A 25670-nucleotide genomic window follows, 5' to 3' on the forward strand; every position below is an offset into this window, starting at 1 on the left:
CTGAAAAATTCCAGAAAACGCAAGTCTTTTGCAATTCTACATAATTTACTTTATGTTGTCAAGAACTTTTATAAAATTTTTTTGTAAAACTCTTGAAAACCCTTTATTTTTTTTCATTTATGTATTAGGATATAGTCAGACAAGTTTTACAAAAGTAAAATTTAAAAATATTGAATCTTTCAGTCATACCTGTCCTATATATAAAAGGCAGAAAATTATATCAAAAACAATAATTAACAATTAATACAGGAGGTTTAGACGATATGGCAAGAAGGAGATTAGGTGGTCTGGTATTACTGGCAGCAGTTGCAGGAGCGGTTGCCGCAGGTGTCTCATACATACTCCAGTACAACTCCTACCACAAAGAACTTGAATCCGAATTTCATGAGTTTGAAGATGAAGATATCAAAAAAGAAAATGAGGACTGTTTATTCAGTACCAAAAAAACTCCAAGCAGAAATTATGTGGCTTTAAGTTCAGACAGGGATGATTTCGTAATAGCTGCAAAAGATACTGCAAAAGCCGCAAAAGGTATGGCAGGTGCGGCAAAAGAAATGCTTAAGGATGTCGGCAATATAATACTTGAAAATGCATCTTCAGCTTCTTCATTTGCAAATGATGCTGCAAAATCAGTTTCAAATAGAGTTAAAGCCGACAGCCGTTTTGAAAAAAAGTATTCAGCAACTGAATCTGTTAAAAGTGCCGAATCTGTTAAAGTTAAAAATGAGGAGGCAGAAAAAAACACAGATGAAAGTGAATATGAAAGCAGTATCTATACAAAGGTTGAAACTGAGCCCTATAAACATGGCGGCGATATTTTACATATTTATGAAGATAATCCGCAACAAGATGATTTTGTATACAAAAGTGCCATGTCGGAAGATAATAACACCGTACCAATAGATAAAGACACTGTATCAGAAGATAATAACACCGTATCGATAGATAAAGGCACTGTATCGGAAGATAATAATACCGTATCGGAAGATAATAAGTTTACATATAAAGCCGATATATATAGGGCTGATAAATATACAGAAAGCAATCAATCCGGTATAAAAGATGTTGTTTTATCTGAAAATACATTGGAGGATGGAAAGACTGACACAAAGCAGACATCAACTACAAGCCAAAGCACCGGAACATCTTATACTAATTTATATAAGGTATCATATACAAATTCAGGTACTTCAGATTCAAGAAATATTAAATCAAAATCAGGAGGTTGGGAATTCAGAGTCAGAAATTCATTTACCCGTGGGGACGATGATAACAATGCAGCTGTATCCGGTTTTAGAACCGTACCTTATAATAATTCTGCACAAAACAGCATGTCAGGCAGTGCAATCCGCAGCTCTGACCGAAACATATTTTTAGATAAAGACTTAAACAGTGCTGCTAAAGAAACTCAGGCAAGCGGTACGCAAATTGAAGAAGAGGATTTTTAAATATCCTGTCTGATTCCATCTTATATCACTTTTGTTATTTTATTATAACAGCAGTATAAATACGACTTTGCAGCAAATATATTTATATTTTTACTTTAAGGTTTAAGGACACAGTATGTAAATTACGGTGTCCTTTATTAATTTAAACTTCAAATTTATATATATTTATATATATATTTATCTTCCATAAATTTAGTAAAATCAAAGCGGATTTACTATAATTTATAAATATCAGACCATTTCGCTTAATTCACTTAATATTAAAAGACTGCCGGGTAATTTATACACTATATGTATATTCAATGTCAGAATACCGTTATAAAATTTTAATTGTTTTACTTATAATAAAGGGGTATAATAAAGTGCATTAACTTTTTGAAAGGATATAAAATGAATAAACTAAAACTATTTAGAAAGATTTCTACCATGCTTTTTATGGCGGGTATGGTGTGTTTTACTCTACCTGCTCATGCTGAAGAAAATACCCCCCCTGCAAATCAGGAGCAGGAGCAAAAAGTCGAGATTACCGCAAAATCAAGAATTACTGAAACCCTTATAACTTCCGACAAACAAAATATCAGTATTAAAGCTGAAAATTCCGGAGATATGCAGGGAACTGACGGTAAATATTACCTGTTTGAACTAAAAGCCTATGAAAACGGAGTGGCTTCAAGAACTGATTATATTAAAGCCTTTGAACCCGGAAAAGTTGAAGCGGTATTTCCGCTTAATTACAATACCGATTCCGATAGGCTTTACAGCAGCTTTGTAATGACGGTATATGATGGCAGCAAATATATAGAAGTCAGCGATCCCAGATATATAACCAATCCTGAAGCAGTTGCAAAAAATACTGCACCATTTAACGATCCTCTTACAAAAAAGGGACTTAATATTGAAATAAATATGCTTGCAGATGCTTTTGAACTCGGAGTAAAGCATGTTGCAACCAATATAGCTTTCCACCAGATACTTGGCGAAGGCATTGATTTTGAATATGAGGGCAAAACCTATCATTTCAATAAAGAGGTCATAGAAAATTATGATAAAACTATAAGTGCCCTTTCAGGCAAAAGTATGACTGTAAGTGCAATTATACTTAACGGATATAATCCGAAAGAACCTGACCTTTTCCATAAAGGCACTCAAAAAACAGATAAAGCGCTTTATTATATGTTTAATGCCGAAACTAAGGAAGGGTTTGAAAAGACTAAGGCAATAGCAGCTTTCCTTGCACAAAGATATGACGGAAGCAATCCTGACCACGGTAAGATATCAAACTGGATAATAGGAAATGAAATAAACAACCAGTACTGGAATTATATAGGCGAGCGAGATATAGCAAGTTATGTCGCTACATACGAAAAGGCATTCAGATTATTCTATACTGCAATTAAAAGTACAAGTGCAAACGACAGAGTTTATTTTTCACTTGACTTTTACTGGAATACACCTTCACAAAAGGACAACAAGACCAAATACGGCGGAAAGGAAATCGTTGATTATTTCAACTCATTTGTAGAAAGAAAAGGTAATATAAACTGGGGTGTTGCGTATCATCCTTATCCGAATCCGCTTACAGAACCTGAATTTTGGGATGATGACCCCACGCAGCATACTAACGACTTTGAATCGCCTGTAATTAATTTTAAAAACCTTTCAGTGCTGACCGACTACTTAAGTCAGGAGCCCTTAAAAGAACCAAGCGGACATGTACGTCATATAATCCTTACTGAACAGGGCTTTACTGCCACAAGTAAAACAAGGGGAGATGTTGAATACCTTCAGGCAGCCGCTTACGCTTATTCATACTATCTTGTTGATTCAAATCCTCATATAGATGCGTATATAGTAAGCAGACAGGTTGATGCACCCCTGGAAGTAAGAGACAGCCTCTCGTTCGGTCTTTGGAGATGTGATATGAATGTCGGTGATGATATAAAAGCTACCTCAAGACGTAAAATCTGGCAGGTATTTAAAAATATAGATAAAAAAGAAACTACACTTGAAAATACTGAATTTGCAAAACAGATTATAGGTATTAGTAAATGGTCTGATGTCGTTCCGAATTTCAGGTGGAAGGCTCTTGAAAAATAATGAGTTAACTATAATTGCACAGCTGACTTAAAATATCTTAAATCTATAAACTATATTATTAAACCTCCACACCGGGTGAAGTGTATACTGCACCGGTCTGGAGGTTTTGTTTCAATTTCACATACTCCAATCTTTATTATACTGACGTTTTAATTAATCGAATTACGCTTCGATAATTAAGACGGCAGTTTTCTATTATCCTGAAAATTCTTATAAAAATAATTACCTGATAAATTAAAGTTCTCAAATTTTCACATACTCTTACATATAAATAAGATATACATGCAAAATTATTAAAAGTATATGCGGAAAATAAAACAACCCGTCAAATAAACTCGTCATAGTTGATATTGCACTTAAAGAGACTCCAATACTGAAACAATAGATTATAAAAAATGTGCCCCGTAAAAGCAACTTTCTTGTTGAAACTAAAATAAATAATGACACTAAACCTGAAATATACGGCACTATCATATATCTGTCTATCATTTTATACACACTGTCAATCCACAACATTTTTATATGGTCTGCATTAATACCTCTTAACCCTAATCTTTGCAATACTATCGCTACAAACGGAAAATAATATATAATATATGCAATAATCAATATCCATAATATATATTCATTTTTCCATGATACTCTTTCAAATGTAGATTCCTTAATTTTCCCTGATAATATATGTATACTTTCAGCAAAGCCTTTTATAGCAGACACTGCTATATGCACTGCCTTTTTTGCAAAAACAGGCAGTTTTTCCTTAAAAATTTTAAAAATTTTCATTGTTCAAAACCTACCTTTAAATTAATTACATACGCTCAGGAGCCTCTACTGCAATAAGTTGCAGCGCTTCACTTAAAATGTCCTTTGTAAGCATTATTGTTGCAAGATAACTTCTTTTAAGCTTTTCATCGCTTTCAGAAAGTATCTTTACATCATGATAAAATGTATTAAATGCATCTGCTACTGCATACATAAACTGACATATTCTATGCGGTGCAAGCTCCTTCCATGCATTTTCAACTACCGAGTTATACTGTACAAGCTCAAGCTCAAGCTTTTTGTGAACCTCCAGTTTTGCAGGCATAAAATCCTCATATGTAAGTTCTGTCCCGCTGCTTTCATAATATTTTGATAAAATTGACTTAATCCTTACTACCGTATAGAGTATATATGGACCTGTATTACCTTTAAATGAAGTAAATCTGTCCGTGTCAAATATATAATCCTTTGAAGCCTGATTTGAAAGATCAGCATATTTTAATGCGGCAAGGCTTATCATCCTTACAGTATCCTCATCTATATTATAATTTATCAAATCAGAATTTCCTAGAGCAGATTTTTCCTTATCAGAATTTTCCTTATCAGAATTTTCCTTATTAAAATTTTCTTTATCTGAATTCTCATTATCAGTATCCGATTCTTTTCTGCTTTCAATTATCTTACTGCGAACGGCATTTTCCGTCTCTTCTATAAGCTGCTCAAGACGCATAACGCCACCTGTTCTTGTCTTAAAAGGTTTCCCGTCTGCACCGTTCATAGTTCCAAAACCTATAAAATTAAGTTCATGTTCAGGTTTTACTATACCGGCTTTTTTTGCCACTCTAAAAAACTGTGTATAATGTAGCTCCTGTCTTTTATCAGCTACATAAATATATCTGTCGGGATTATAAAGTGCCTCTCTTTCAATCAATGTGGCAAGATCGGAGGTGGTATAAAGGGCACCTCCGTCAGATTTTTTTATAATACAGGGAGGCAGCTCCTTTGTATCACCTTCCTGTCTTATATCAACTACAAGTGCACCCTCGGACATATAAGCTATGCCTCTTTTTTCAAGATCGGTACACATATCTTCTATATAAGGCTGTGCATCCGACTCTCCTTTCCAAAGTTCAAAATCCACATTTAAATTTCTGTAATTTTTTACAAGGTCCTCTTTTGAAACCCTCATTATATGTTTCCATAAAGCCATATAATTCCTGTCTCCGTTTTGGAGCTTTACGGTAGATTTCATAGCCCTTTCTTTAAATACGGGATTTTCTTTTGCTTTTTGTGAAGCAGACGGATATATCTCCTCAAGCTCGTCTATATCAAATGGTGCTTTATCAGGAAATTCGCCTTTAAAGTTCTCATCAAAATATACAAGCTGAGGCTGTCTGTCCCTAAGTTCCTCTATTATAAGCCCCATCTGAAGCCCCCAGTCTCCAAGATGTATATCTCCTATCATTTCATTCCCGAAATATTTTCCCATTCGCTTAAAGCTTTCGCCTATAACGGCAGAACGCAGATGCCCTACATGTAACGGTTTTGCCGCATTTGCACCGCCATAATCCACAATTATCTTTTTAGGCGGATTATCGGCAGCCGCACCAAACCTTTCATTTTGTGCCATCTCCTTTAAATATGAATTTAAAAGCTCCGGATTTATATCTATATTTATAAATCCGGGTGCACAGATATTTACATTTTCAAATGCGGAATTTTTATTTAATATTGCAGCAACATCACCTGCTATTTCCATCGGATTTTTTTTATACTGTTTTGCGGCGGAAAGTGCCGAATTGCACTGGAACTGACATAAATCGGGACGGTTTGAAACTAAAACGGTACCATAACCGCCTTCATACGAGCACTCCTTAAAAGCCCTGCTTACTTCATCACTCAATATTTCTAAAATTTTTTTCATTTTATCTCCTAAAATATATGCAAACACCGGAATACATCTAACAGGTATAGACTGCTTTATGCATTCCGGTAGTAAATTTAAAAAGCATTTAAATTTTCGGTTTTTTATATAAATTGTAAATCTCTATTTTAGACTCTTGAAAGATACTCACCTGTACGGGTGTCTATCTTAATTTTATCGCCTATATTTACAAATAGCGGCACATATACTACTGCACCTGTTTCCACAGTTGCCGGTTTAGTAGCACCTTGAGCTGTATTTCCTGCAAATCCGGGTTCAGTCTCTGTTATCTCAAGTTCTACGAAAAGAGGAGCTTCAACTGAAAAGACATCTCCGTTAAATGAGCATATCTTTACCATATCATTCTCCTTTACAAACTTAAGCGCATCACCGACTTTATCCGCATTTAATGCTATCTGGTCATAAGTCTCGGTATTCATAAAGTTAAACATATCTCCGTCTGAGTACAGATACTGCATTTCAGCCCTATCTATTCTTGCTTGTGGAAATTTTTCAGTTGGGCGGAAAGTACGCTCCACAACACTTCCCGTCTTTACATTTTTAATCTTTGTACGAACGAAGGCAGCACCTTTTCCCGGCTTAACATGCTGGAATTCAATTATCTGGTACACCTGTCCCGGCTCAATCTCCAATGTTATGCCGTTTCTAAAATCACCTGCTGAAATCATATTTTTTTCCTCCTAAAAATCGCATTGCTTACCTATTTTAAACTAAAAATGCACTCTTTTCAAGTGGTTTTTACTTAAATCATTTTATTAAGTATAAGATGTCTTTAGTCAACTGCTCCTTTTTAAGCGGAATATTTTTCTTCAAGTAATCATTCTTCAAATGACTCTGCATCATTTGCGTACACACAGCTTAATATAAGTTCAGATATAAATATAGCTAAAAATAATATTTTTTTGTATTATCCTCATTGTTATTAAATAAAAATCTAAAATTAATCAAATAAGATCTTTTAATCATTTTTAATGCAGTTTCAAAAAACCGCAGACCTGCATACAATTAAGCAGACCTGCGGTTTTTAATATACTATAATTAATTAAATTTATTAAATTAAATAGAACAGCTCTAATACATAGGTCTTCTTCTGAAAATAATATCATCAAAACCCTGTAAGCAGATTATTCTATAATCTTAATAACTCTTCCTGAACCTACTGTACGTCCACCCTCACGGATAGCAAAGCGAAGTCCCTGCTCACATGCGATAGGATGGATAAGTTCGATAGTCATCTCAACATTATCTCCCGGCATGCACATCTCAGTACCTGCAGGAAGTTCACATACACCTGTGATATCGGTTGTTCTGAAATAAAACTGCGGACGATAGTTATTAAAGAAAGGAGTATGACGTCCACCCTCTTCCTTTGTAAGAACGTATACCTGTGCGGTAAACTTCTTATGGCATTTTACTGTGCCCGGCTTTGCAAGAACCTGTCCACGCTCAATCTCAGTTCTCTGTACACCACGAAGAAGTGCACCTATATTATCACCTGCCTGAGCCTGGTCAAGAAGCTTCCTGAACATCTCTATACCGGTAACAACTGTTTTCTTAACATCTTCATGTATACCGAGAATTTCAACCTCATCATTAAGTTTAAGTGTACCTCTCTCAACACGACCGGTAGCTACAGTACCACGTCCTGTAATTGTAAATACATCCTCAACAGGCATAAGGAAAGGCTTTTCGGTATCACGCTCAGGATCCGGTATATACTCATCAACTGCATCCATAAGCTCCATTATCTTATCTCCCCACTCACTGTTCGGATCTTCAAGTGCTTTAAGTGCAGAACCCTGTATTATAGGTGTATCATCTCCGGGGAATTCATACTCATTAAGACGCTCTCTGATTTCCATGTCAACAAGTTCAAGAAGCTCTGGATCATCAACCATATCACATTTATTCATAAATACCACGATATAGGGAACACCTACCTGACGTGCAAGAAGGATATGCTCCTGTGTCTGTGCCATAACACCGTCAGTAGCGGCAACCACGAGGATCGCCCCGTCCATCTGTGCTGCACCGGTGATCATATTCTTTACATAGTCGGCATGTCCGGGACAGTCAACATGTGCATAATGCCTTTTCTTTGTTTCATACTCAACATGTGCGGTTGAAATAGTAATTCCACGCTCTCTTTCTTCCGGAGCCTTATCAATATTTTCAAAATCAACAATTTTATTTGTATCTGAAGGGAGCTTTGTTGCAAGTACTTTTGTAATTGCTGCTGTAAGTGTTGTCTTGCCGTGGTCAACATGTCCGATGGTACCTATGTTAGCATGCGGCTTTGATCTGTCAAATTTTGCTTTTGCCATTTTAATTCCTCCTTGAAATGCATTTGCATTATATTATTTTATTGTATTTTCACTGCATTGTATTATATATTATATACAATATTTTATCAAGCAAATTTACAGGTATTTAAACCCGTATCATGTTATATAATTTGCTTTTGTTTATTTATTTCCTTTTCTTTCAGAAACAATTTTTTCCTGAACTGACTTGGGAACCTGTTCGTATTTCTCAAAGAACATAGAGTAATTTCCTCTTCCCTGTGTCTTTGAACGTAAGTCTGTAGCATACCCGAACATCTCTGCAAGCGGTACATAGGCATTTATCTGCTTTCCTGCAGCTATATCTTCCATGCCCTCTATACGTCCTCTTCTTGCATTTATATCTCCGATTACATCTCCCATGTAATCTTCAGGCATTGTTACCTCAACCTTCATTATAGGCTCAAGAAGTACAGGACCTGCTTTTGCCATAGCATCTTTAAATGCAAGTGAGCCTGCTATATGGAAAGCCATCTCTGAAGAGTCAACCTCATGGTATGAACCGTCATATACATTTGCATAGATTCCGAGTACCGGAAAACCTCCAAGTATACCCGCTTTTGCAGCTTCTTCTATACCTTCTCCAACAGGTGGTATGTATTCTTTAGGTATTGAACCTCCAACTACTGAAGATTCAAACTTAAATGTCTCCTCTCCATTCGGATCCATAGGTTCAAACCTGACCTTACAATGTCCGTACTGTCCACGTCCGCCTGACTGCTTTGCATACTTGCTGTCAACCTCAACTGATTTTGTAAAGGTCTCCTTATATGCAACCTGCGGTGCACCTACATTGGCTTCAACATTAAATTCTCTTAAAAGCCTGTCTACTATTATCTCAAGGTGAAGCTCACCCATACCGGATATAATTGTCTGTCCGGTTTCAGTGTTGGTCTTTGCCCTGAAAGTGGGATCTTCTTCAGCAAGCTTCTGAAGTGCCTCTATCATCTTGGTCTGACCAACCTTTGTCTTAGGTTCTATGGCTATATCTATAACCGGCTCCGGGAATTCCATAGATTCAAGAATTACAGGGTGCTGTTCATCACATAATGTATCTCCTGTAGTTGTAAGCTTAAACCCGACTGCAGCCGCTATATCGCCTGAATATACCTTATCAAGCTCCTGTCTCTTATTTGCATGCATCTGCAATACACGACCTATACGCTCTTTTTTGCTCTTTGTAGCATTCAGTACATATGAGCCTGAATTGATAGTTCCTGAGTATACTCTGAAAAACGCAAGCTTTCCTACATAAGGATCGGTCATTATCTTAAATGCAAGTGCTGAAAAAGGCTCTTCATCTGAAGAATGTCTCTCAACCTCATTTCCATCAAGATCAACACCCTTTATAGCAGGTATGTCAACCGGTGATGGCATAAACTCGATTATAGCATTTAAAAGTTTCTGTACTCCCTTGTTTCTGTAAGCCGAACCGCAGCATACCGGAACCGCCGTACATTCACAGGTAGCTTTCCTAAGCACCTTTTTAAGCTCATCAATGCCGGGCTCTCTGCCTTCAAGATATTCCATCATAAGATCATCATCAAGCTCACATATTTTTTCAATCAACTCGGAACGGTAAAGCTGAGCATCCTCTTTATAATCCTCAGGGATATCCTCTATACTAATCTTTTCTCCCTTGTCATCATGATAAAAATATGCCTTCATCTCAAAGAGATCTATGATGCCTTTAAATTCATCTTCTTTTCCTATCGGAATAGTAAGTATTATGGCATTTTTTCCGAGACGCTTGCGTATCTGCTCAACTGCACCGTAGAAGTTGGCACCGAGTATATCCATCTTATTTACAAATGCCATACGTGGTACATTATATGTATCCGCCTGTCTCCATACATTTTCCGACTGCGGTTCCACACCGCCCTTTGCACAGAATACTCCGACTGCACCGTCAAGAACCCTAAGAGATCTTTCAACCTCAACAGTGAAGTCAACGTGTCCCGGCGTATCTATAATATTAATTCTGTTATCAAGCTCACCCGGCTTATTTTTGTTATTTTCCTGTATTGTCCAATGGCATGTTGTGGCAGCGGAAGTGATTGTAATACCTCTCTCTTGTTCCTGCTCCATCCAGTCCATTGTCGCAGTTCCTTCATGAGTATCACCAATCTTATAATTGACACCGGTATAATACAGGATACGCTCTGTAAGTGTAGTTTTACCTGCATCTATATGTGCCATTATACCTATATTTCTGGTCCTCTCTAAAGGATATTCTCTTCCTGACAAATTTATTCCTCCTTATAAGACTAGAATCTATAATGAGCAAACGCCTTGTTAGCTTCTGCCATCTTATGCATGTCTTCTTTTCTCTTGACTGCCGCCCCTGTATTGTTGGCAGCATCCATAAGTTCATTGGCAAGTCTTTCTTCCTGTGTCTTTTCACCTCTTTTGCGTGAAAACATAGTAAGCCATCTGAGTGCAAGTGCCTGTCTTCTTTCAGGCTTGACTTCTATAGGAACCTGATATGTGGCTCCGCCAATTCTTTTTGCTTTTACTTCGAGCACGGGCATAATATTGTTCATGGCTGCTTCAAAAACCTCAACAGGTTCTTTTTCAGTTTTTTCAGCTATTCTATTAAATGCTCCGTACACTATTTTCTGCGCAACACCCTTTTTTCCGTCTAACATAATATTGTTAATAAGCTTTGTAACAACCTTATTATTGTACAAAGGGTCTGCGAGAACATCTCTTTTTTGCTTATTACCTTTACGTGGCACGTTTTCTTCCCTCCTTAATAATTCCGCCGTAAACGGCTTTTGATTAGATCTCCGGTACTCATATTTATATGTTTCAGAATATAGCAGTTACAATTTAATTATAATATACTTATACCCTTCATTTATATGTGTCGTGCTTTTCATGTCTGCTATCTGCAACCAACAGATTTATACAATCCAGCACATCCCTATCTAAACTGTGATTATTAAAATTTTAAGCTGTTTTTTATTTTATTTGTATCGTTAAAACCTATATGCAACTGACTATTTCTTATCTTTAGGTTTCTTTGCACCGTATTTTGAACGGGCTTGTTTCCTATTTGCCACACCTGCCGTATCAAGTGTACCACGGATTATATGATACCTTGTACCCGGAAGATCCTTCACCCTGCCTCCACGGATAAGCACAACGCTGTGCTCCTGAAGGTTATGTCCCTCGCCCGGTATATATCCGGTTACTTCTATTCCATTTGAAAGACGCACCCTTGCAATCTTACGGAGTGCCGAGTTGGGTTTTTTAGGTGTAGCTGTTTTAACTGCTGTACAAACTCCTCTTTTCTGAGGTGCAGATACATCTATCGCCTTCTTATGAAGTGAATTAAATCCCTTCTGGAGTGCCGGCGATGTCGATTTTTTTACAGATGTCTGTCTGCCTTTTTTTACAAGCTGGTTAAATGTAGGCATTTCCTTTTATACCTCCTTTAATATTGTAATTTCTGTGGTTGCGTACATCCTGTTTAAATTAAACTAAGTTATTTACTTTCGCATTTAACTTAAAAATACAACAGAACTGCACTGAAAAAAGCATGTTTTCACACGCCCTGCTATTATATATTCCATAGACAAAGGTGTCAAGTGGCAAGTTACTTAATGCTCCCGACAACTTTTTCAGATGATTTTAAAAACTTATTATCCTGTAGGTTCCTATTTAACAAGTTTTACAGTCCCTATAAGCTTTTCCGCTTCCCCAGCAAGTTTAGATTCGCTGATTGCGGCTGAAAATGCCTGTACTCCTATAATATAGCCATCCTTTTCAAAATGATATATATACATATATATATCATTTTCTATATTCTGCTGAGGATTTTTTACCATTACCGATTCAAAACCGTATACATCAGTATCGCCTATTTTTTTACTGCTCCTATCCTTCATTGCATACAGATTACTTCCTTCAAAATCCTTATATATCAGCTCATTCAAATCCTTTGCAGTCTCTTGCTGTGCCCCTTCTTCATCATTAAGCTTATATACGCTAAAAGCAAACTGAGTACTTCCCTCATCATTTGTAATCTCAAGACTGCTGTCATCATAAAGCAGTTCACTGTCATTTACTTCACGATATCTGGCAGGTGAATCCACTGTAAATGTTTTATCCCAAAAAGTATAGGTTACTATTTTATTACCTTCTATATTTTTTTTAATCATAATAATACCGAAAACTATAAGTATTATTACTGTTACAAATATTCTAAGCCTATTTAAAAAACGCATCTTAAACTCCTTTAGGGTTAATTATAAAAATTAATATGACAAAGGCTGCACGGGAATGATAGACATTCCCGTGCCACCCGGCTGTAATGTTTCATTTTAATCATCAGTATTTTTTACTGCATTTTCTGCCATATTTTCAACACTTTCGGCTGCAATACCTGTTTCGGTATTATAAGCCGCATCGTCAGCTATATCCGCTGTACTGTCTTCTCCCTGCCCTGACATCTCCGAGTTCTCCTCATCAATCTCAAGCACCTCAGAATCAATCCTTACGTTTCTGTAACGCTTCATTCCCGTTCCTGCAGGTATAAGTTTACCTATAATTACATTTTCCTTTAAGCCGTACAGGCGGTCAATCTTACCATTTATAGCCGCCTCAGTAAGCACCTTTGTAGTTTCCTGGAATGAAGCTGCGGAAAGAAATGAATCCGTTGCAAGTGATGCCTTTGTAATACCCAGCATTACCTGTCTGCCTTCAGCAGGTCTTTTGCCCTGTGATATAAGTCTTTCATTAATGTCATTATATTCAAGTACATCAACAGATACTCCCGGAAGAAATTCCGAATCGCCGCCTTCTTCAATCTTAACTTTTTTAATCATCTGACGTACAATTATCTCTATATGCTTGTCATTGATCTCAACACCCTGGAGCCTGTAAACCTTCTGAACTTCCCTTATCATATAGTCCTGTACCGCACGTACACCCTTTATCCTAAGTATATCATGCGGATTCAGGCTTCCCTCGGTAAGCTCGTCTCCCGCTTCTATCTCCTGATTATTTTCAACCTTAAGTCTTGCACCGTAAGACATAAGATAGGTCTTTGATTCGCCTGTTGTATCATTTGTAACTATAATTTCACCCTTTTTCCTGATATCGGGTATCTCAACCCTTCCCGCAATCTCTGATATTACTGCAAGTCCTTTGGGTTTTCTTGCCTCAAAAAGCTCCTCAACACGGGGAAGACCCTGAGTTATATCGCCACCCGCAACACCGCCTGTATGGAAAGTACGCATAGTAAGCTGTGTTCCCGGTTCTCCTATAGACTGTGCCGCTATAATTCCTACAGCTTCTCCTACCTGCACCGCCTGTCCTGTTGCCATATTTGCACCGTAACAGCGTGCACATACACCGTTATGGCATTTACATGAAAGCACCGTTCTTATCTTTACATAATCACGATTCTCCCTTTTAAGTACATCCATAACCGCAGCTGCCCTCTTAGGGGTGCACATCTGATTTTCTCTTATTACTTCCTCACCCGTGTCAGGATTTATTATAGTTTCTGCTATGTAGCGTCCTGTAATCCTCTCCTCAAGGCTTTCTATAACTTCACTGCTTTTTATCATATTGCTTTTTTCACTGAACGCCTTTATTTCCATAAAAGGAATTTCTTTGCCTTCACAACAGTCAACTTCACGTATTATAAGATCTTGAGATACATCAACCAGTCTTCTTGTAAGATATCCTGAATCTGCCGTACGCAGTGCAGTATCTGAAAGACCCTTTCTTGCGCCATGTGCTGATATAAAATATTCAAGAACATCAAGTCCTTCACGGAAGTTTGATTTTATAGGAAGCTCTATAGTATGACCTGTTGTATCAGACATAAGTCCTCTCATGCCTGCAAGCTGTTTTATCTGTTTATCAGAACCTCTTGCACCTGAATCAGCCATCATAAATATATTATTATAGGCATCAAGTCCTTCAAGAAGATCCTTTGTAAGCCGTTCATCAGTCTGCTTCCATACTTTTATAACTTCCTCATAGCGTCCTGTATCGGTAAGCAAACCTCTTCTATAATTTTTTGCAATCTCCTCAACAGTATGCTCAGCTTCTTTTATAAGCACTTTTTTACTTTCAGGAACTGTCATATCCGATATGGAAACGGTCATAGATGCAGTAGTTGAATACTTATATCCTATCGCCTTTATGTCATCAAGTACCGTTGCGGTTTTTGAAAGGCCGTGTATATTTATAACTTTTTCAAGGATCTGCTTACATTTTTTCTTATTTACAAGAAAATCTATCTCAGGAAGCAGTTCATTGCCCTCTATACTCCTGTCAACAAAGCCGAGATCCTGAGGTATTATCTCATTAAACAAAAGTCTCCCTACTGTAGATGTTATTACCCGGCTCTTTTTTCTTCCGTCAGGAAACAGCCTGCTTACCTTTACATGTATTCTTGAATGAAGTGTAATAACTTTATTTTCATACGCAAGTATTGCTTCATTTATACTCTTAAAGTATTTATCTTCACCTTTTGCACCTGGACGCATCTGTGTCAGGTAGTAAATCCCCAATACCATATCCTGCGACGGAACCGCTACCGGACCTCCATCTGACGGCTTAAGGAGATTGTTTGGTGAAAGCAGAAGAAATCTGCATTCCGCCTGTGCTTCAACTGAAAGCGGAAGATGGACAGCCATCTGGTCTCCGTCAAAATCCGCATTAAAAGCCGTACATACTAAAGGATGAAGCTTTATAGCCTTACCCTCCACAAGTACAGGTTCAAAAGCCTGTATGCCCAGTCTGTGCAGTGTAGGCGCCCTGTTAAGCATAACAGGATGTTCCTTTATAACCTTCTCAAGCACATCCCATACTGAAGTCTGCATCCTCTCAACCATCTTTTTTGATGCTTTTATATTGCTTGCAATACCCTGAGTTACAAGCTCTTTCATAACAAAAGGCTTAAACAGCTCAATTGCCATCTCCTTAGGAAGTCCGCATTGATAAATCTTTAATTCAGGACCTACAACTATAACGGAACGACCTGAATAATCAACACGTTTTCCAAGAAGATTCTGTCTGAAACGCCCCTGTTTTCCTTTAAGCATATCCGAAAGCGATTTTAATGCACGGTTTCCGGGTCCTGTTACCGGTCTGCCCCTCCTGCCATTGTCTATAAGTGCATCAACAGCTTCCTGAAGCATCCTTTTTTCGTTTCTTATTATGATATCCGGAGCACCCAGCTCAAGCAGTTTTGCAAGACGATTGTTTCTATTTATTATCCTTCTGTAAAGATCATTTAAATCACTTGTTGCAAATCTGCCGCCTTCAAGCTGCACCATAGGTCTTATATCAGGAGGAATAACAGGTATAACATTAAGAACCATCCATTCAGGTTTATTTCCCGAATTTCTAAATGCCTCTATCACCTCAAGCCTTTTTATTATCTTTGCCCTTTTTTGACCTGAAGCTTCTACAAGCTGTTCTTTTAATTCTCTTGATTCCCTCTCAAGATCTATGTTCTGGAGAAGCTCAAGCACCGACTCGGCACCCATTCCTGCCCTAAAATTTCCGAAACCGTAAAGTTCTATTGCCTCCCTGTACTCTTTTTCAGAAAGTACCTGTTTATAACTAAGTTCGGTTTTGACAGGATCAAGGACTACATATGAAGCAAAATACAATACTTTTTCAAGAACTCTAGGCGACATGTCCAGAATCAATCCCATACGAGACGGTATACCTTTAAAATACCATATATGTGATACCGGTGCAGCAAGCTCTATATGCCCCATACGCTCACGTCTTACACTTGACTTTGTAACCTCAACTCCGCAGCGGTCGCATATAACACCTTTATGACGTATTTTCTTGTATTTTCCACATGTACATTCCCAGTCCTTGCTCGGTCCGAAAATCTTTTCACAGAAAAGTCCGTCTCTTTCAGGTTTGAGTGTTCTGTAATTTATAGTTTCAGGTTTTTTCACCTCGCCATGAGACCATTCCCTGATTTTTTCAGGTGAGGCAAGACCTATCTGAATATTGTCAAATGCTATTGGCTGATAGATTTCATTATTATCAGGCATGAATTTACTCCTTCCTTAAAATACGACATATCATCTGTGAATCTTTTAGTAGCTGTCATCATCCGTATCATCAGATACATCCGGTTCATCTTCATAATCTGTATCCTCTTTTTCAAAATCATCATCAGAATCATCACCGGAAGTCTCTTCTACATCTACAAGCTCCTCCCCATTAAATTCCTTTGTGGAAAAGCCGCCTTTTGACAGTTCCTCGTCATTATGGTATTTCCTGTCTCCTTCTATAATGGAATTAATGCTTAAATCACCGTAACTTAGGTTTTCCTTAAGCTCAACTTCAGTTCCGTCTTCATTTAATACTCTTATATCAAGGCCTAATGACTGAAGCTCTTTAAGCAGAACCTTAAATGATTCGGGGATGCCCGATTCGGGTATGTTTTCACCTTTTATAATGGCTTCATAGGTCTTAACACGTCCTATAACATCATCAGACTTAACTGTAAGTATTTCCTGAAGTGTATATGAAGCTCCATATGCCTCAAGTGCCCATACTTCCATCTCACCGAAACGCTGACCGCCGAACTGTGCTTTACCTCCAAGCGGCTGCTGCGTAACAAGCGAATACGGACCTGTAGACCTTGCATGTATCTTGTCATCAACCAGGTGATGCAGCTTAAGGTAGTGCATATGACCTATAGTAACCGGGCTGTCAAAATATTCTCCGGTTCTTCCGTCTCTAAGCCATACCTTTCCGTCTCTTGAAATAGGAACCCCTTTCCAAAGCTTCCTATGTTCAAGGTTATTTTTAAGATAATCCATAACACGGCTGTCAACTATGTCTTTATATTTTTCTTCAAAAAATTCATATTCTTCATTTACATAGTCATTTGCCATCTCAAGCATATCCATTATGTCATTTTCATTTGCACCGTCAAATACGGGTGTTGCTATATTAAAACCAAGTGCCTTTGCCGCAAGCGACAGGTGTATCTCAAGAACCTGCCCTATATTCATACGTGAAGGAACTCCAAGCGGATTCAGCACTATATCAAGCGGTCTGCCGTTTGGAAGAAATGGCATATCCTCTACCGGAAGTACTCTTGAAACAACACCTTTATTTCCATGACGACCTGCCATCTTGTCCCCTACGGATATTTTCCTTTTTTGTGCTATATATATACGCACACTCTGGTTTACACCCGGCGGAAGATCAGGATTGTCTTTTCTTTTAAATATCTTAGCATCAACAACCACACCGTATGAACCGTGCGGAACTTTAAGTGATGTGTCTTTTACTTCCCGTGCCTTTTCACCGAATATTGCACGCAGCAGTCTTTCTTCGGCAGTAAGCTCAGTCTCTCCCTTAGGCATTACCTTTCCTACAAGGATATCACCGGCACGCACATCCGCACCAACTCTTATAATTCCGCTTTCATCAAGATCCTTAAGAGCTTCATCACCCACTCCCGGAACATCTTTTGTAATTTCCTCAGGACCGAGCTTTGTATCTCTTGCAACACATTCATACTCTTCTATATGTATTGAAGTATATACATCATCCTGTACCAGCTTTTCACTTAATAAAACCGCATCTTCATAATTATAGCCCTCCCAGGTCATAAAACCTATAAGAGGGTTTTTACCAAGTGCTATCTCACCATTATGTGTTGAGGGTCCGTCAGCTATAATCTCGCCCTTCTCAACATGATCTCCTTTATAAACTATCGGTTTTTGATTGTAAGAATTTGACTGATTGCTCCTTAAAAATTTAGTAAGGCGATACACATCTTTCTGTCCGTCCTCATCTCTTTTTATCACAATAGAATCAGCACTGCTTAAAAGTACCTTGCCTGCATGTTTTGCAAGTACACATACACCTGAATCAACTGCCGCTTTTTCCTCCATACCCGTACCTACTACAGGTTCTTCGGTAATCATAAGCGGAACAGCCTGACGCTGCATATTTGAACCCATAAGTGCACGGTTTGCATCATCATTTTCAAGGAAAGGTATCATACTGGTAGCAACTGAAAAGACCATTTTGGGAGAAACGTCCATAAGATCTATCCTTGACTTTTGGAACTCAGATATTTCATCTCTAAATCTTCCTGAAACATTGCTGTTTTTAAAATGCCCTTCCTCATCAAGCGGCTCATTTGCCTGTGCAACTACAAAATTATCCTCCTCATCGGCAGTTATATAAACTACTTCATCAGTAACCACAGGATTTGCAGGATCTGTAGTTTTATCAACCACTCTATAAGGTGCTTCTACAAACCCGTAAGAATTGACTTTTGCAAAACTTGCAAGCGAATTTATAAGACCTATATTCGGACCTTCCGGAGTTTCAATAGGGCACATTCTGCCATAATGTGTATAATGCACATCACGCACTTCAAATCCTGCCCTGTCCCTTGAAAGTCCACCCGGTCCAAGTGCTGAAAGCCTTCTTTTATGTGTAAGCTCTGAAAGCGGGTTGTTCTGATCCATAAACTGTGAAAGCTGTGAACTTCCGAAAAATTCTTTTATGGCGGCTGTAACAGGTTTTATATTTATAAAACTCTGTATATTCAAATCCGTTCCGTCATATGTTGACATCCTCTCTCTTACAACCCTCTCCATCCTTGAAAGACCTATTCTGAACTGGTTCTGCAAAAGCTCGCCCACAGCCCTTATACGTCTGTTTCCAAGGTGATCTATATCATCATTATTACCTATACCTTCTTCTATATGCATATTGTAATTTATCGAAGCAAATATATCTTCTTTTGTAATATGCTTAGGTATAAGTTCGCCTATATTTTTCTTTATAGCCTCTTTAAGTGCCTCCGTGCTTTCCGATTCTTCAATGATCTGTTTAAGCAGCGGATAGTATACAGCCTCTGTAACTCCAAGTTCCTGAGGATTTTCTATATCTACAAATTTTTTAATATCAACCATAAGATTTGAAAGAACTTTTACATTTCTGTCATTTCCTTCAATATATACATATGGCACTGCCGAATTCTGTATCTCAAGAGCTTTTTCCTTTGTAAGGCTTTCTCCCGCTTCGGCAATAATCTCACCCGTTTCAAAGTTAATTACATCTTCAGCAAGTACATGACCTGCTATACGATATTTAAAATTGAGTTTCTTATTGAATTTATAACGTCCTACTTTTGCCAAATCATAACGTCTGGGATCAAAAAACATAGAATTAAGCAGACTCTGTGCATTATCCACTGAAAGCGGTTCTCCCGGTCTTATCTTTTTATAAAGCTCCAAAAGACCTCCTTCATAGTTTTCCGATGAATCCTTTGCAAGACTTGCTATAAGTTTAGGTTCATCACCAAACAGATCAAGTATCTCTTCATTTTTTCCAATACCCATTGCTCTTAAAAGCACTGTAATAGGCACTTTTCTGGTTCTATCAACACGTACATAAAATACATCATTTGAATCCGTTTCATATTCAAGCCATGCACCACGGTTGGGAATCACCTGTGCAAAGAAGCACTTTTTACCAAGTTTATCATGCTCTATGGTATAATAGATACCGGGTGAACGCACCAGCTGGCTTACAATAACTCTCTCGGCACCGTTTATTATAAACGATCCTGTTTCTGTCATAAGGGGGAAATCTCCCATATAGGTTTCCTGACTGATTATAGTATCATCACTTTTCCGCCTTAAGGTAAGATTTGCTTTCATAGGTGCGGAGTATGTGGAATCTCTGTCCTTACATTCTGCTATGGTGTATTTTATCTCATCTGTGAACAGCTTATAGTTTGAGAAATCCAGTGTAAAATTCCCGGCAAAATCTTCAATCGGGAATATATCTTTAAAAACTTCTTTAAGACCTTCTTTTAGAAACCACTGATAAGAATCTTTTTGGATCTCTATCAATGCCGGCATTTCAAGAACTTCTTTCTGCATGGAGAAGCTCATCCTTACGCTTTTCCCGGATTGCACGGGATGCATCTTGCTTTTTTCCATAGATGTTTCACCTCTGTTAATATATGAATTGACTGCTTCCATACTTTAGAGAAGCAGCTTGATATCTCAAAAGGCTACTCCCCCACGATAGTGCACCCCTGATAGTATCACTTTCTACAAAATGTGTCAATACAAATTTCCTTGATTTTTGTTTTTTTTTTGATATAATTCCAGTGCGTTTTATACGTTATTTAATATATCCGGAGGAAATATAAATTGAATACAATCATCACTGTGATCGGTATAATCCTTGTTATTGTTGTAGTACTGCTTGGCATACTTTATTTTATAGGAAGCCGGCTTGAGAAAAAACAGAGTGAGCAACAGGCTGCCATAGAAGCATCAAAACAAGTGGTTTCAATGCTCGTTATAGATAAAAAGCGTTTGAAAATCAAGGAGTCAGGGCTCCCCAGAATAGTTTATGAACAAACTCCTGCCTATCTCAGATGGACTAAAGTCCCTGTGGTTAAAGCAAAAATCGGTTCCAAAATCATGACACTTATGGCTGATGAAAAAGTATTTGGCCTGCTTCCTTTAAAATCTGAAGTAAAGGTAGTTATAAGCGGTATCTATATAAGCGAAATCAAAAGTGTACGGGGCGGTATTCCGGTAAAGAATGAAACAAAAAAAGGGTTCTTTGCAAAATTTGCAGAAAAGATGCAGACCCGTGTACAGGAACAAAAACAAAAAACAAAATAGTACTATCAAGATTATAAAAATCCCGGAGCTAAAATACATCCGAGATTTTTATTTTTATCCTATATTTCAAATGTCGCATTATATATGCTTATCACAAGTTTACATTCCGACAAAAGCATCTCCCCTGTATAAAGCGAGTAATGAATATCTGCCGTTATTCTGTCATTATTCCTGCAAATATCTACCGCATAAGTCCTTACTCCCATATCTATATCTCCGTAAACAGTCTTATACAATGCAGGATTCATATCCTCTCCGGGTCTAAAATCCATACTTGAGTCCACAAATCCCCGTCTTATAAGACTTGCACTTTTATCATTAAACGTAAAGGTATTTTTTATCAGGCTGCTTTTATCATCAGCAATTTCTTCATAATTAATTTTATGCATGCCGTCCTCAAACTCATAAAAACCGGAAACGTTATATTCCATATCTTCAGCAGCCATACCTTTAACTATATGTGTACTTTTTATATTTAATAAAACCTTTTGCTTCATTATAAAGTTTCGCTTCACTAATAAATATTATTAATAAAATAATTAAGTTCTAATATTCCTCTATCTGTATTTTTATACTTTCCTCCACTTCTTTAGGAAGTATTGAAGATGCAAAATCTCTGAACCTCTCAGCAAGATCGCTTACATAAAAACTGTGTCCGCCTTCATTTTGTCCATCACATAAAAGTTTTTCGCTTCTTAGCAGTTCTCTTAATTCAATGGCAGTTTCATATGCAGGATTTACAAGAGTTACTTCATCTCCCATAATCCGTCTTATTGCAGATCTTAAAAGCGGGTAATGCGTACAACCCATAACAAGTGTATCTATATATTTTTGCTTTATCTCATTTACATACCTGCTTATTATCTCATCAGTAACACTATCATGAGTAAGCCCTTCTTCAACCAGCGGCACCAGAAGCGGACATGCCTTTTGTATCACTTCAACATCCGGCTTTAAAGCTTTAATCGTCTTAGGATATATCCTGCTGTCAACGGTTCCGCTTGTACCTATAATGCCTATCCTGCCGTTTTGTGTGGCTTCAACGGCAGCTCTTGCACCTGAATGTATCACACCTATTATAGGCACGCTGCTTTCAAGCGAGAGTGTTTCAAGTGCATAGGCACTTGCGGTATTGCATGCTATAACTATTGCCTTTACCTTTTTAGTCATGAGGAATCTATAAATCTGTCTTGAATAACGTATTATAGTATCCTTTGATTTACTTCCGTAAGGTACTCTCGCAGTATCTCCGAAATATACCAGCTTTTCATACGGCATCTGCCTTATTATTTCTCTTGCAACAGTAAGCCCGCCAACACCTGAATCAAATACCCCTATCGGTGAATCCCTCCTGCTCTCAGTATCAAGACTGCCGGCTTTATTTTGCCAATTTGCCAGGCTTTTTACCTGCGGTTTGTCTTCACCTTTTTTAGGATCGGAAGTATCATTTTCTTCGATACTCTTATATTTAAAAGCCATAGATACTGTCCCTTTTAAATGAAAGTTCTATAAGATTTTTAATAAGTTCCTTTTTGTTAAGCCCTGCCGCCTCCCAAAGCATAGGATACATGCTTATAGCGGTAAATCCGGGCATGGTATTAATCTCATTAAAAACCGCCTCTCCGTCCGGCTTTACAAAAAAATCCACTCTTGCAAGTCCAAATCCGTCAACCGCATTAAAAATTTTTTTCGCATATTCAGGTATTATATGTTCAGCGTCATTTGGCAGTTTAGGGTTTATGACTGTTTTTGACTGTGTGCTGTAATACTTCGCATCAAAATCGTAAAAATCAGCACCTGCAAGTATCTCGCCTACTCCGCTTGCTTTAACACCTGCACCGCTTCCAAGTACCGCACACTCTATCTCTCTGCCGTTTACAGCTTCCTCAATCAATACTTTTCTGTCATGTTTAAGTGCTGTTTTAACGGCATTTTTCAGACTTTCGGCATCGGTTGCCTTTGTTATTCCACGACTCGAGCCCGCATTTGATGGTTTTACAAACATAGGATATCCAAATCTCGACTCGACTCTTTTAACTATATCTTCCCAACTCCTGTCCTCAGGTATAGTTTTATTTGTATTTTTATAATCATCACTGCTGTACACATCATCAGTGCAGCTTTCAAATTCTTCTCTTAAAACCACCTCATATGCCGCCTGTTTTATACCAAGTCTTTCAACTATTATCTTGGTATAAACCTTATCCATGGAAACCGCTGAGGCAAGCACGCCGCTTCCTACATAGGGTATACCTGCCAATTCACATAATCCCTGTATAGTCCCGTCCTCGCCGTACAGTCCGTGCAGCACCGGAAAAACAACATCTATCTTAATTTTATCATAACTATCCTTATCATTTATCAATATACTTCTATCCTGTGCATCAGGCAGAAGCAGTGCCTGAATTTTTGAATTTGTCCAACTGCCACACTTTATACTGTCAAGCGTATCAACCTTAAGCCAGTTCCCCTTTTCGGTTATGCCTACTAAAATCACATCATACATACTGCGGTCTATATTTTCTATAACATTTATCGCCGACATGCATGAAACTACATGTTCTGATGACTGTCCACCGAAAATCACCGCTACCTTTTTCTTTTCCACAAAAAATCTCCATTCAGTATATTATTTTAATTCAGAAACCGATTTCTGATATTATACATTATTTAAATTCAGTGTCCGAGTTTCCGACATCGATATACTATTTTACTTCAGCAATAAGGTTTCTGACAATAGATAATTCCTGATTATATATATGTTCTCTTATAACCTTCTTTGCAAGCGGGATATTTCCTGCAATCAGAGCATTTGCAATATCTTCATGTTCAGTTATAAGTAGAGTTCTGCTGCCCGAATCTTTTATATATTCAACCCTGTATCTGTACATCTGTTCCCTCAGATGTTCTATAAGCTGAATAAGCTTTTTATTGCATGTACCGGCATATATAAACTCATGAAAGGCCTCATCAGCTTTAGCAATCTGAATGGCATCATGATTTTTTACAGCTTCTTTAAAAACCTTATTTAAATGTACCAGCTCTTTCTTATCATTATCATTCATTCTTGTACATGCAAGTTCAATAGCAAGTTCTTCAAGTGCTCTTCTAACCTCAAGAACATCCCTTAAATTCTTTTCGGTTATTCCTGCAACCTCAGCCCCTTTTCTTGGAACCATTTTTACAAGCCCCTCAAGCTCAAGCATCCTCATCGCTTCCCTTATAGGAGTTCTGCTTACACCAAGTTTTTTTGCAAGCTGTATCTCCATAAGTCTTTCACCAGGCTTAAGACTGCCCTTTAGTATAGCCTGTCTTAATGCACGAAATACTACATCTCTAAGCGGCTCATCGCTTATTTCGAGTTTTAAATCATCATCCATGTCGGTACACCTCCCATCCTTTATTTATATTTCCTGCAGAAATAATTCTGACATCCGTATTTAAAAAAAATGTTTTTTTAAGCCTGCCGGCAGACGATACGGCAGTGTCCATATCTTTAAATATGCCATATACCGCAGAACCGCTGCCTGTCATTGAAGCAGCCATAGCACCCTCATCATATAATGCTTTTTTTATAGTTTTTATCTCAGGAAGCCTTTTTGCCACAATACTTTCAAGAACATTTACAGCCTGCTTTGAAACAGCATCTAAATCATGTTGTATAACTGCAGCTTTAAGCTTATATATATCAGGTCTTAAAACAGTTTTTAAACCGTTAGCCTCACTTTTGTCAAATTCATTAAATATCTCACCTGTACTCATACCTTTAAATGGTTTAATAATAACAAAGCCACATCCAACCAAATCGGGCAGCTTTGTAATAACCTCACCTATACCGCTGCATAAAACAGTACCTCCTGTAAGACAGTATGGAACATCCGCACCCAGACTAAGTGCATATTTCTGAAGTTTTATATCATCAATCTGAATTTTAAAAAGTTCTCTCATTCCTGCAAGCACAGCGGCGGCATCAGCACTGCCGCCTCCCATGCCTGCCTGTACCGGAATATTTTTTTTGATTTCTATCTCTATATCAATAGCACTTAAGTCATCATTAAAACATGTACCTTTTTGGGATCTTTTAGCTTCATCCAGCATAAGCCTTGCCGCCTTATAGGCTATATTTTTGCAGTCTTTAGGTATGCCCTCATCATCCGAAACTATATATATATTCCCGGAAGTCTCTATACCTGACTGCGAATCCGAAACACGGACATTATTTCCGCCAACATATCCCTCAGTGCAGACGCTGCTTTTTTTAAGCTTTCTCACAGTTATATAATCAGCCAGATCAACCGACTGCATAATTGTGCTAAGCTCATGATATCCGTCATCACGCCTGGCAGATATGTCAAGTCCTATATTTATCTTTGCATATGCCTTAAGGCTTATCTCATTCATT

At 37.8% G+C, this 25670-nt stretch carries 18 protein-coding genes; 3 read left to right on the top strand and 15 right to left on the bottom strand.

Annotated features, from left to right (window positions below):
- The first annotated feature begins 263 nt into the window (after window positions 1-263).
- Window positions 264-1448 carry a hypothetical protein gene (locus HMPREF9333_RS12215; protein WP_005540513.1) on the top strand — a complete coding sequence of 395 codons (1185 nt, stop codon included), beginning with the start codon at window positions 264-266 and terminating at the stop codon, window positions 1446-1448.
- Between the two features lie 390 nt (window positions 1449-1838).
- Window positions 1839-3545, top strand: coding sequence for a DUF5722 domain-containing protein (locus HMPREF9333_RS05680; RefSeq protein WP_005540514.1), 1707 nt, complete (start codon window positions 1839-1841; stop codon window positions 3543-3545).
- A 261-nt stretch (window positions 3546-3806) separates the two neighbouring features.
- Here the strand turns inward: HMPREF9333_RS05680 and HMPREF9333_RS05685 are convergent, their stop codons facing one another.
- The 10 genes from HMPREF9333_RS05685 to rpoB form a co-directional block, all read right to left on the bottom strand.
- Window positions 3807-4328 carry a hypothetical protein gene (locus HMPREF9333_RS05685; protein ID WP_005540515.1) on the bottom strand — a complete coding sequence of 174 codons (522 nt, stop codon included), beginning with the start codon at window positions 4326-4328 and terminating at the stop codon, window positions 3807-3809.
- A 25-nt stretch (window positions 4329-4353) separates the two neighbouring features.
- Window positions 4354-6231 (bottom strand): arginine--tRNA ligase, encoded by a 1878-nt coding sequence (gene argS / locus HMPREF9333_RS05690; RefSeq protein ID WP_005540516.1) that lies wholly within the window; start codon window positions 6229-6231, stop codon window positions 4354-4356.
- 128 nt (window positions 6232-6359) lie between these two features.
- On the bottom strand, window positions 6360-6920 hold the full coding sequence (gene efp, locus HMPREF9333_RS05695; protein WP_005540517.1) for an elongation factor P: 561 nt from the start codon (window positions 6918-6920) through the stop codon (window positions 6360-6362).
- A 456-nt stretch (window positions 6921-7376) separates the two neighbouring features.
- On the bottom strand, window positions 7377-8576 hold the full coding sequence (gene tuf / locus HMPREF9333_RS05700; RefSeq protein WP_005540518.1) for an elongation factor Tu: 1200 nt from the start codon (window positions 8574-8576) through the stop codon (window positions 7377-7379).
- Window positions 8577-8717: 141 nt separating this feature from the next.
- Window positions 8718-10841, bottom strand: a complete 2124-nt coding sequence (gene fusA / locus HMPREF9333_RS05705; RefSeq protein ID WP_040882331.1) for an elongation factor G — start codon at window positions 10839-10841, stop codon at window positions 8718-8720.
- 20 nt (window positions 10842-10861) lie between these two features.
- Entirely contained in the window at window positions 10862-11332 is a 471-nt protein-coding gene (gene rpsG, locus HMPREF9333_RS05710; RefSeq protein WP_005540521.1) for a 30S ribosomal protein S7, read from the bottom strand.
- A 264-nt stretch (window positions 11333-11596) separates the two neighbouring features.
- Window positions 11597-12016: a 30S ribosomal protein S12 gene (gene rpsL / locus HMPREF9333_RS05715; protein ID WP_005540523.1), complete on the bottom strand. Its 420-nt coding sequence runs from the start codon at window positions 12014-12016 to the stop codon at window positions 11597-11599.
- Window positions 12017-12256: 240 nt separating this feature from the next.
- Complete coding sequence (locus HMPREF9333_RS05720; RefSeq protein WP_005540525.1) at window positions 12257-12826, bottom strand: hypothetical protein; 570 nt, start codon at window positions 12824-12826, stop codon at window positions 12257-12259.
- A gap of 96 nt (window positions 12827-12922) precedes the next feature.
- Window positions 12923-16636: a DNA-directed RNA polymerase subunit beta' gene (rpoC, locus tag HMPREF9333_RS05725; protein WP_005540526.1), complete on the bottom strand. Its 3714-nt coding sequence runs from the start codon at window positions 16634-16636 to the stop codon at window positions 12923-12925.
- A gap of 45 nt (window positions 16637-16681) precedes the next feature.
- Entirely contained in the window at window positions 16682-20569 is a 3888-nt protein-coding gene (gene rpoB / locus HMPREF9333_RS05730; protein ID WP_005540528.1) for a DNA-directed RNA polymerase subunit beta, read from the bottom strand.
- Between the two features lie 216 nt (window positions 20570-20785).
- Between rpoB and HMPREF9333_RS05735 the strand changes: the two genes are divergently transcribed.
- Window positions 20786-21268: a hypothetical protein gene (locus HMPREF9333_RS05735; RefSeq protein WP_005540530.1), complete on the top strand. Its 483-nt coding sequence runs from the start codon at window positions 20786-20788 to the stop codon at window positions 21266-21268.
- 59 nt (window positions 21269-21327) lie between these two features.
- Here the strand turns inward: HMPREF9333_RS05735 and HMPREF9333_RS05740 are convergent, their stop codons facing one another.
- The 5 genes from HMPREF9333_RS05740 to ispE all read right to left on the bottom strand — a co-directional run bounded on the left by HMPREF9333_RS05740 (window position 21328) and on the right by ispE (window position 25669).
- Entirely contained in the window at window positions 21328-21765 is a 438-nt protein-coding gene (locus HMPREF9333_RS05740; RefSeq protein WP_005540531.1) for a DUF1934 domain-containing protein, read from the bottom strand.
- A 49-nt stretch (window positions 21766-21814) separates the two neighbouring features.
- Window positions 21815-22747: a glutamate racemase gene (gene murI / locus HMPREF9333_RS05745; RefSeq protein WP_005540533.1), complete on the bottom strand. Its 933-nt coding sequence runs from the start codon at window positions 22745-22747 to the stop codon at window positions 21815-21817.
- Window positions 22737-23876: a D-alanine--D-alanine ligase family protein gene (locus HMPREF9333_RS05750; protein WP_040882332.1), complete on the bottom strand. Its 1140-nt coding sequence runs from the start codon at window positions 23874-23876 to the stop codon at window positions 22737-22739. Before HMPREF9333_RS05750 ends, murI begins: the two co-directional genes overlap by 11 nt.
- A gap of 97 nt (window positions 23877-23973) precedes the next feature.
- A complete protein-coding gene (locus HMPREF9333_RS05755) occupies window positions 23974-24648 on the bottom strand; it encodes a GntR family transcriptional regulator (protein WP_005540536.1) in 675 nt (224 codons plus the stop codon).
- Window positions 24641-25669 (bottom strand): 4-(cytidine 5'-diphospho)-2-C-methyl-D-erythritol kinase, encoded by a 1029-nt coding sequence (gene ispE, locus HMPREF9333_RS05760; RefSeq protein ID WP_005540537.1) that lies wholly within the window; start codon window positions 25667-25669, stop codon window positions 24641-24643. Before ispE ends, HMPREF9333_RS05755 begins: the two co-directional genes overlap by 8 nt.
- Window position 25670 lies beyond the last annotated feature (1 nt).

The organism is Johnsonella ignava ATCC 51276, assembly GCF_000235445.1.
Classification (GTDB): domain Bacteria; phylum Bacillota; class Clostridia; order Lachnospirales; family Lachnospiraceae; genus Johnsonella; species Johnsonella ignava.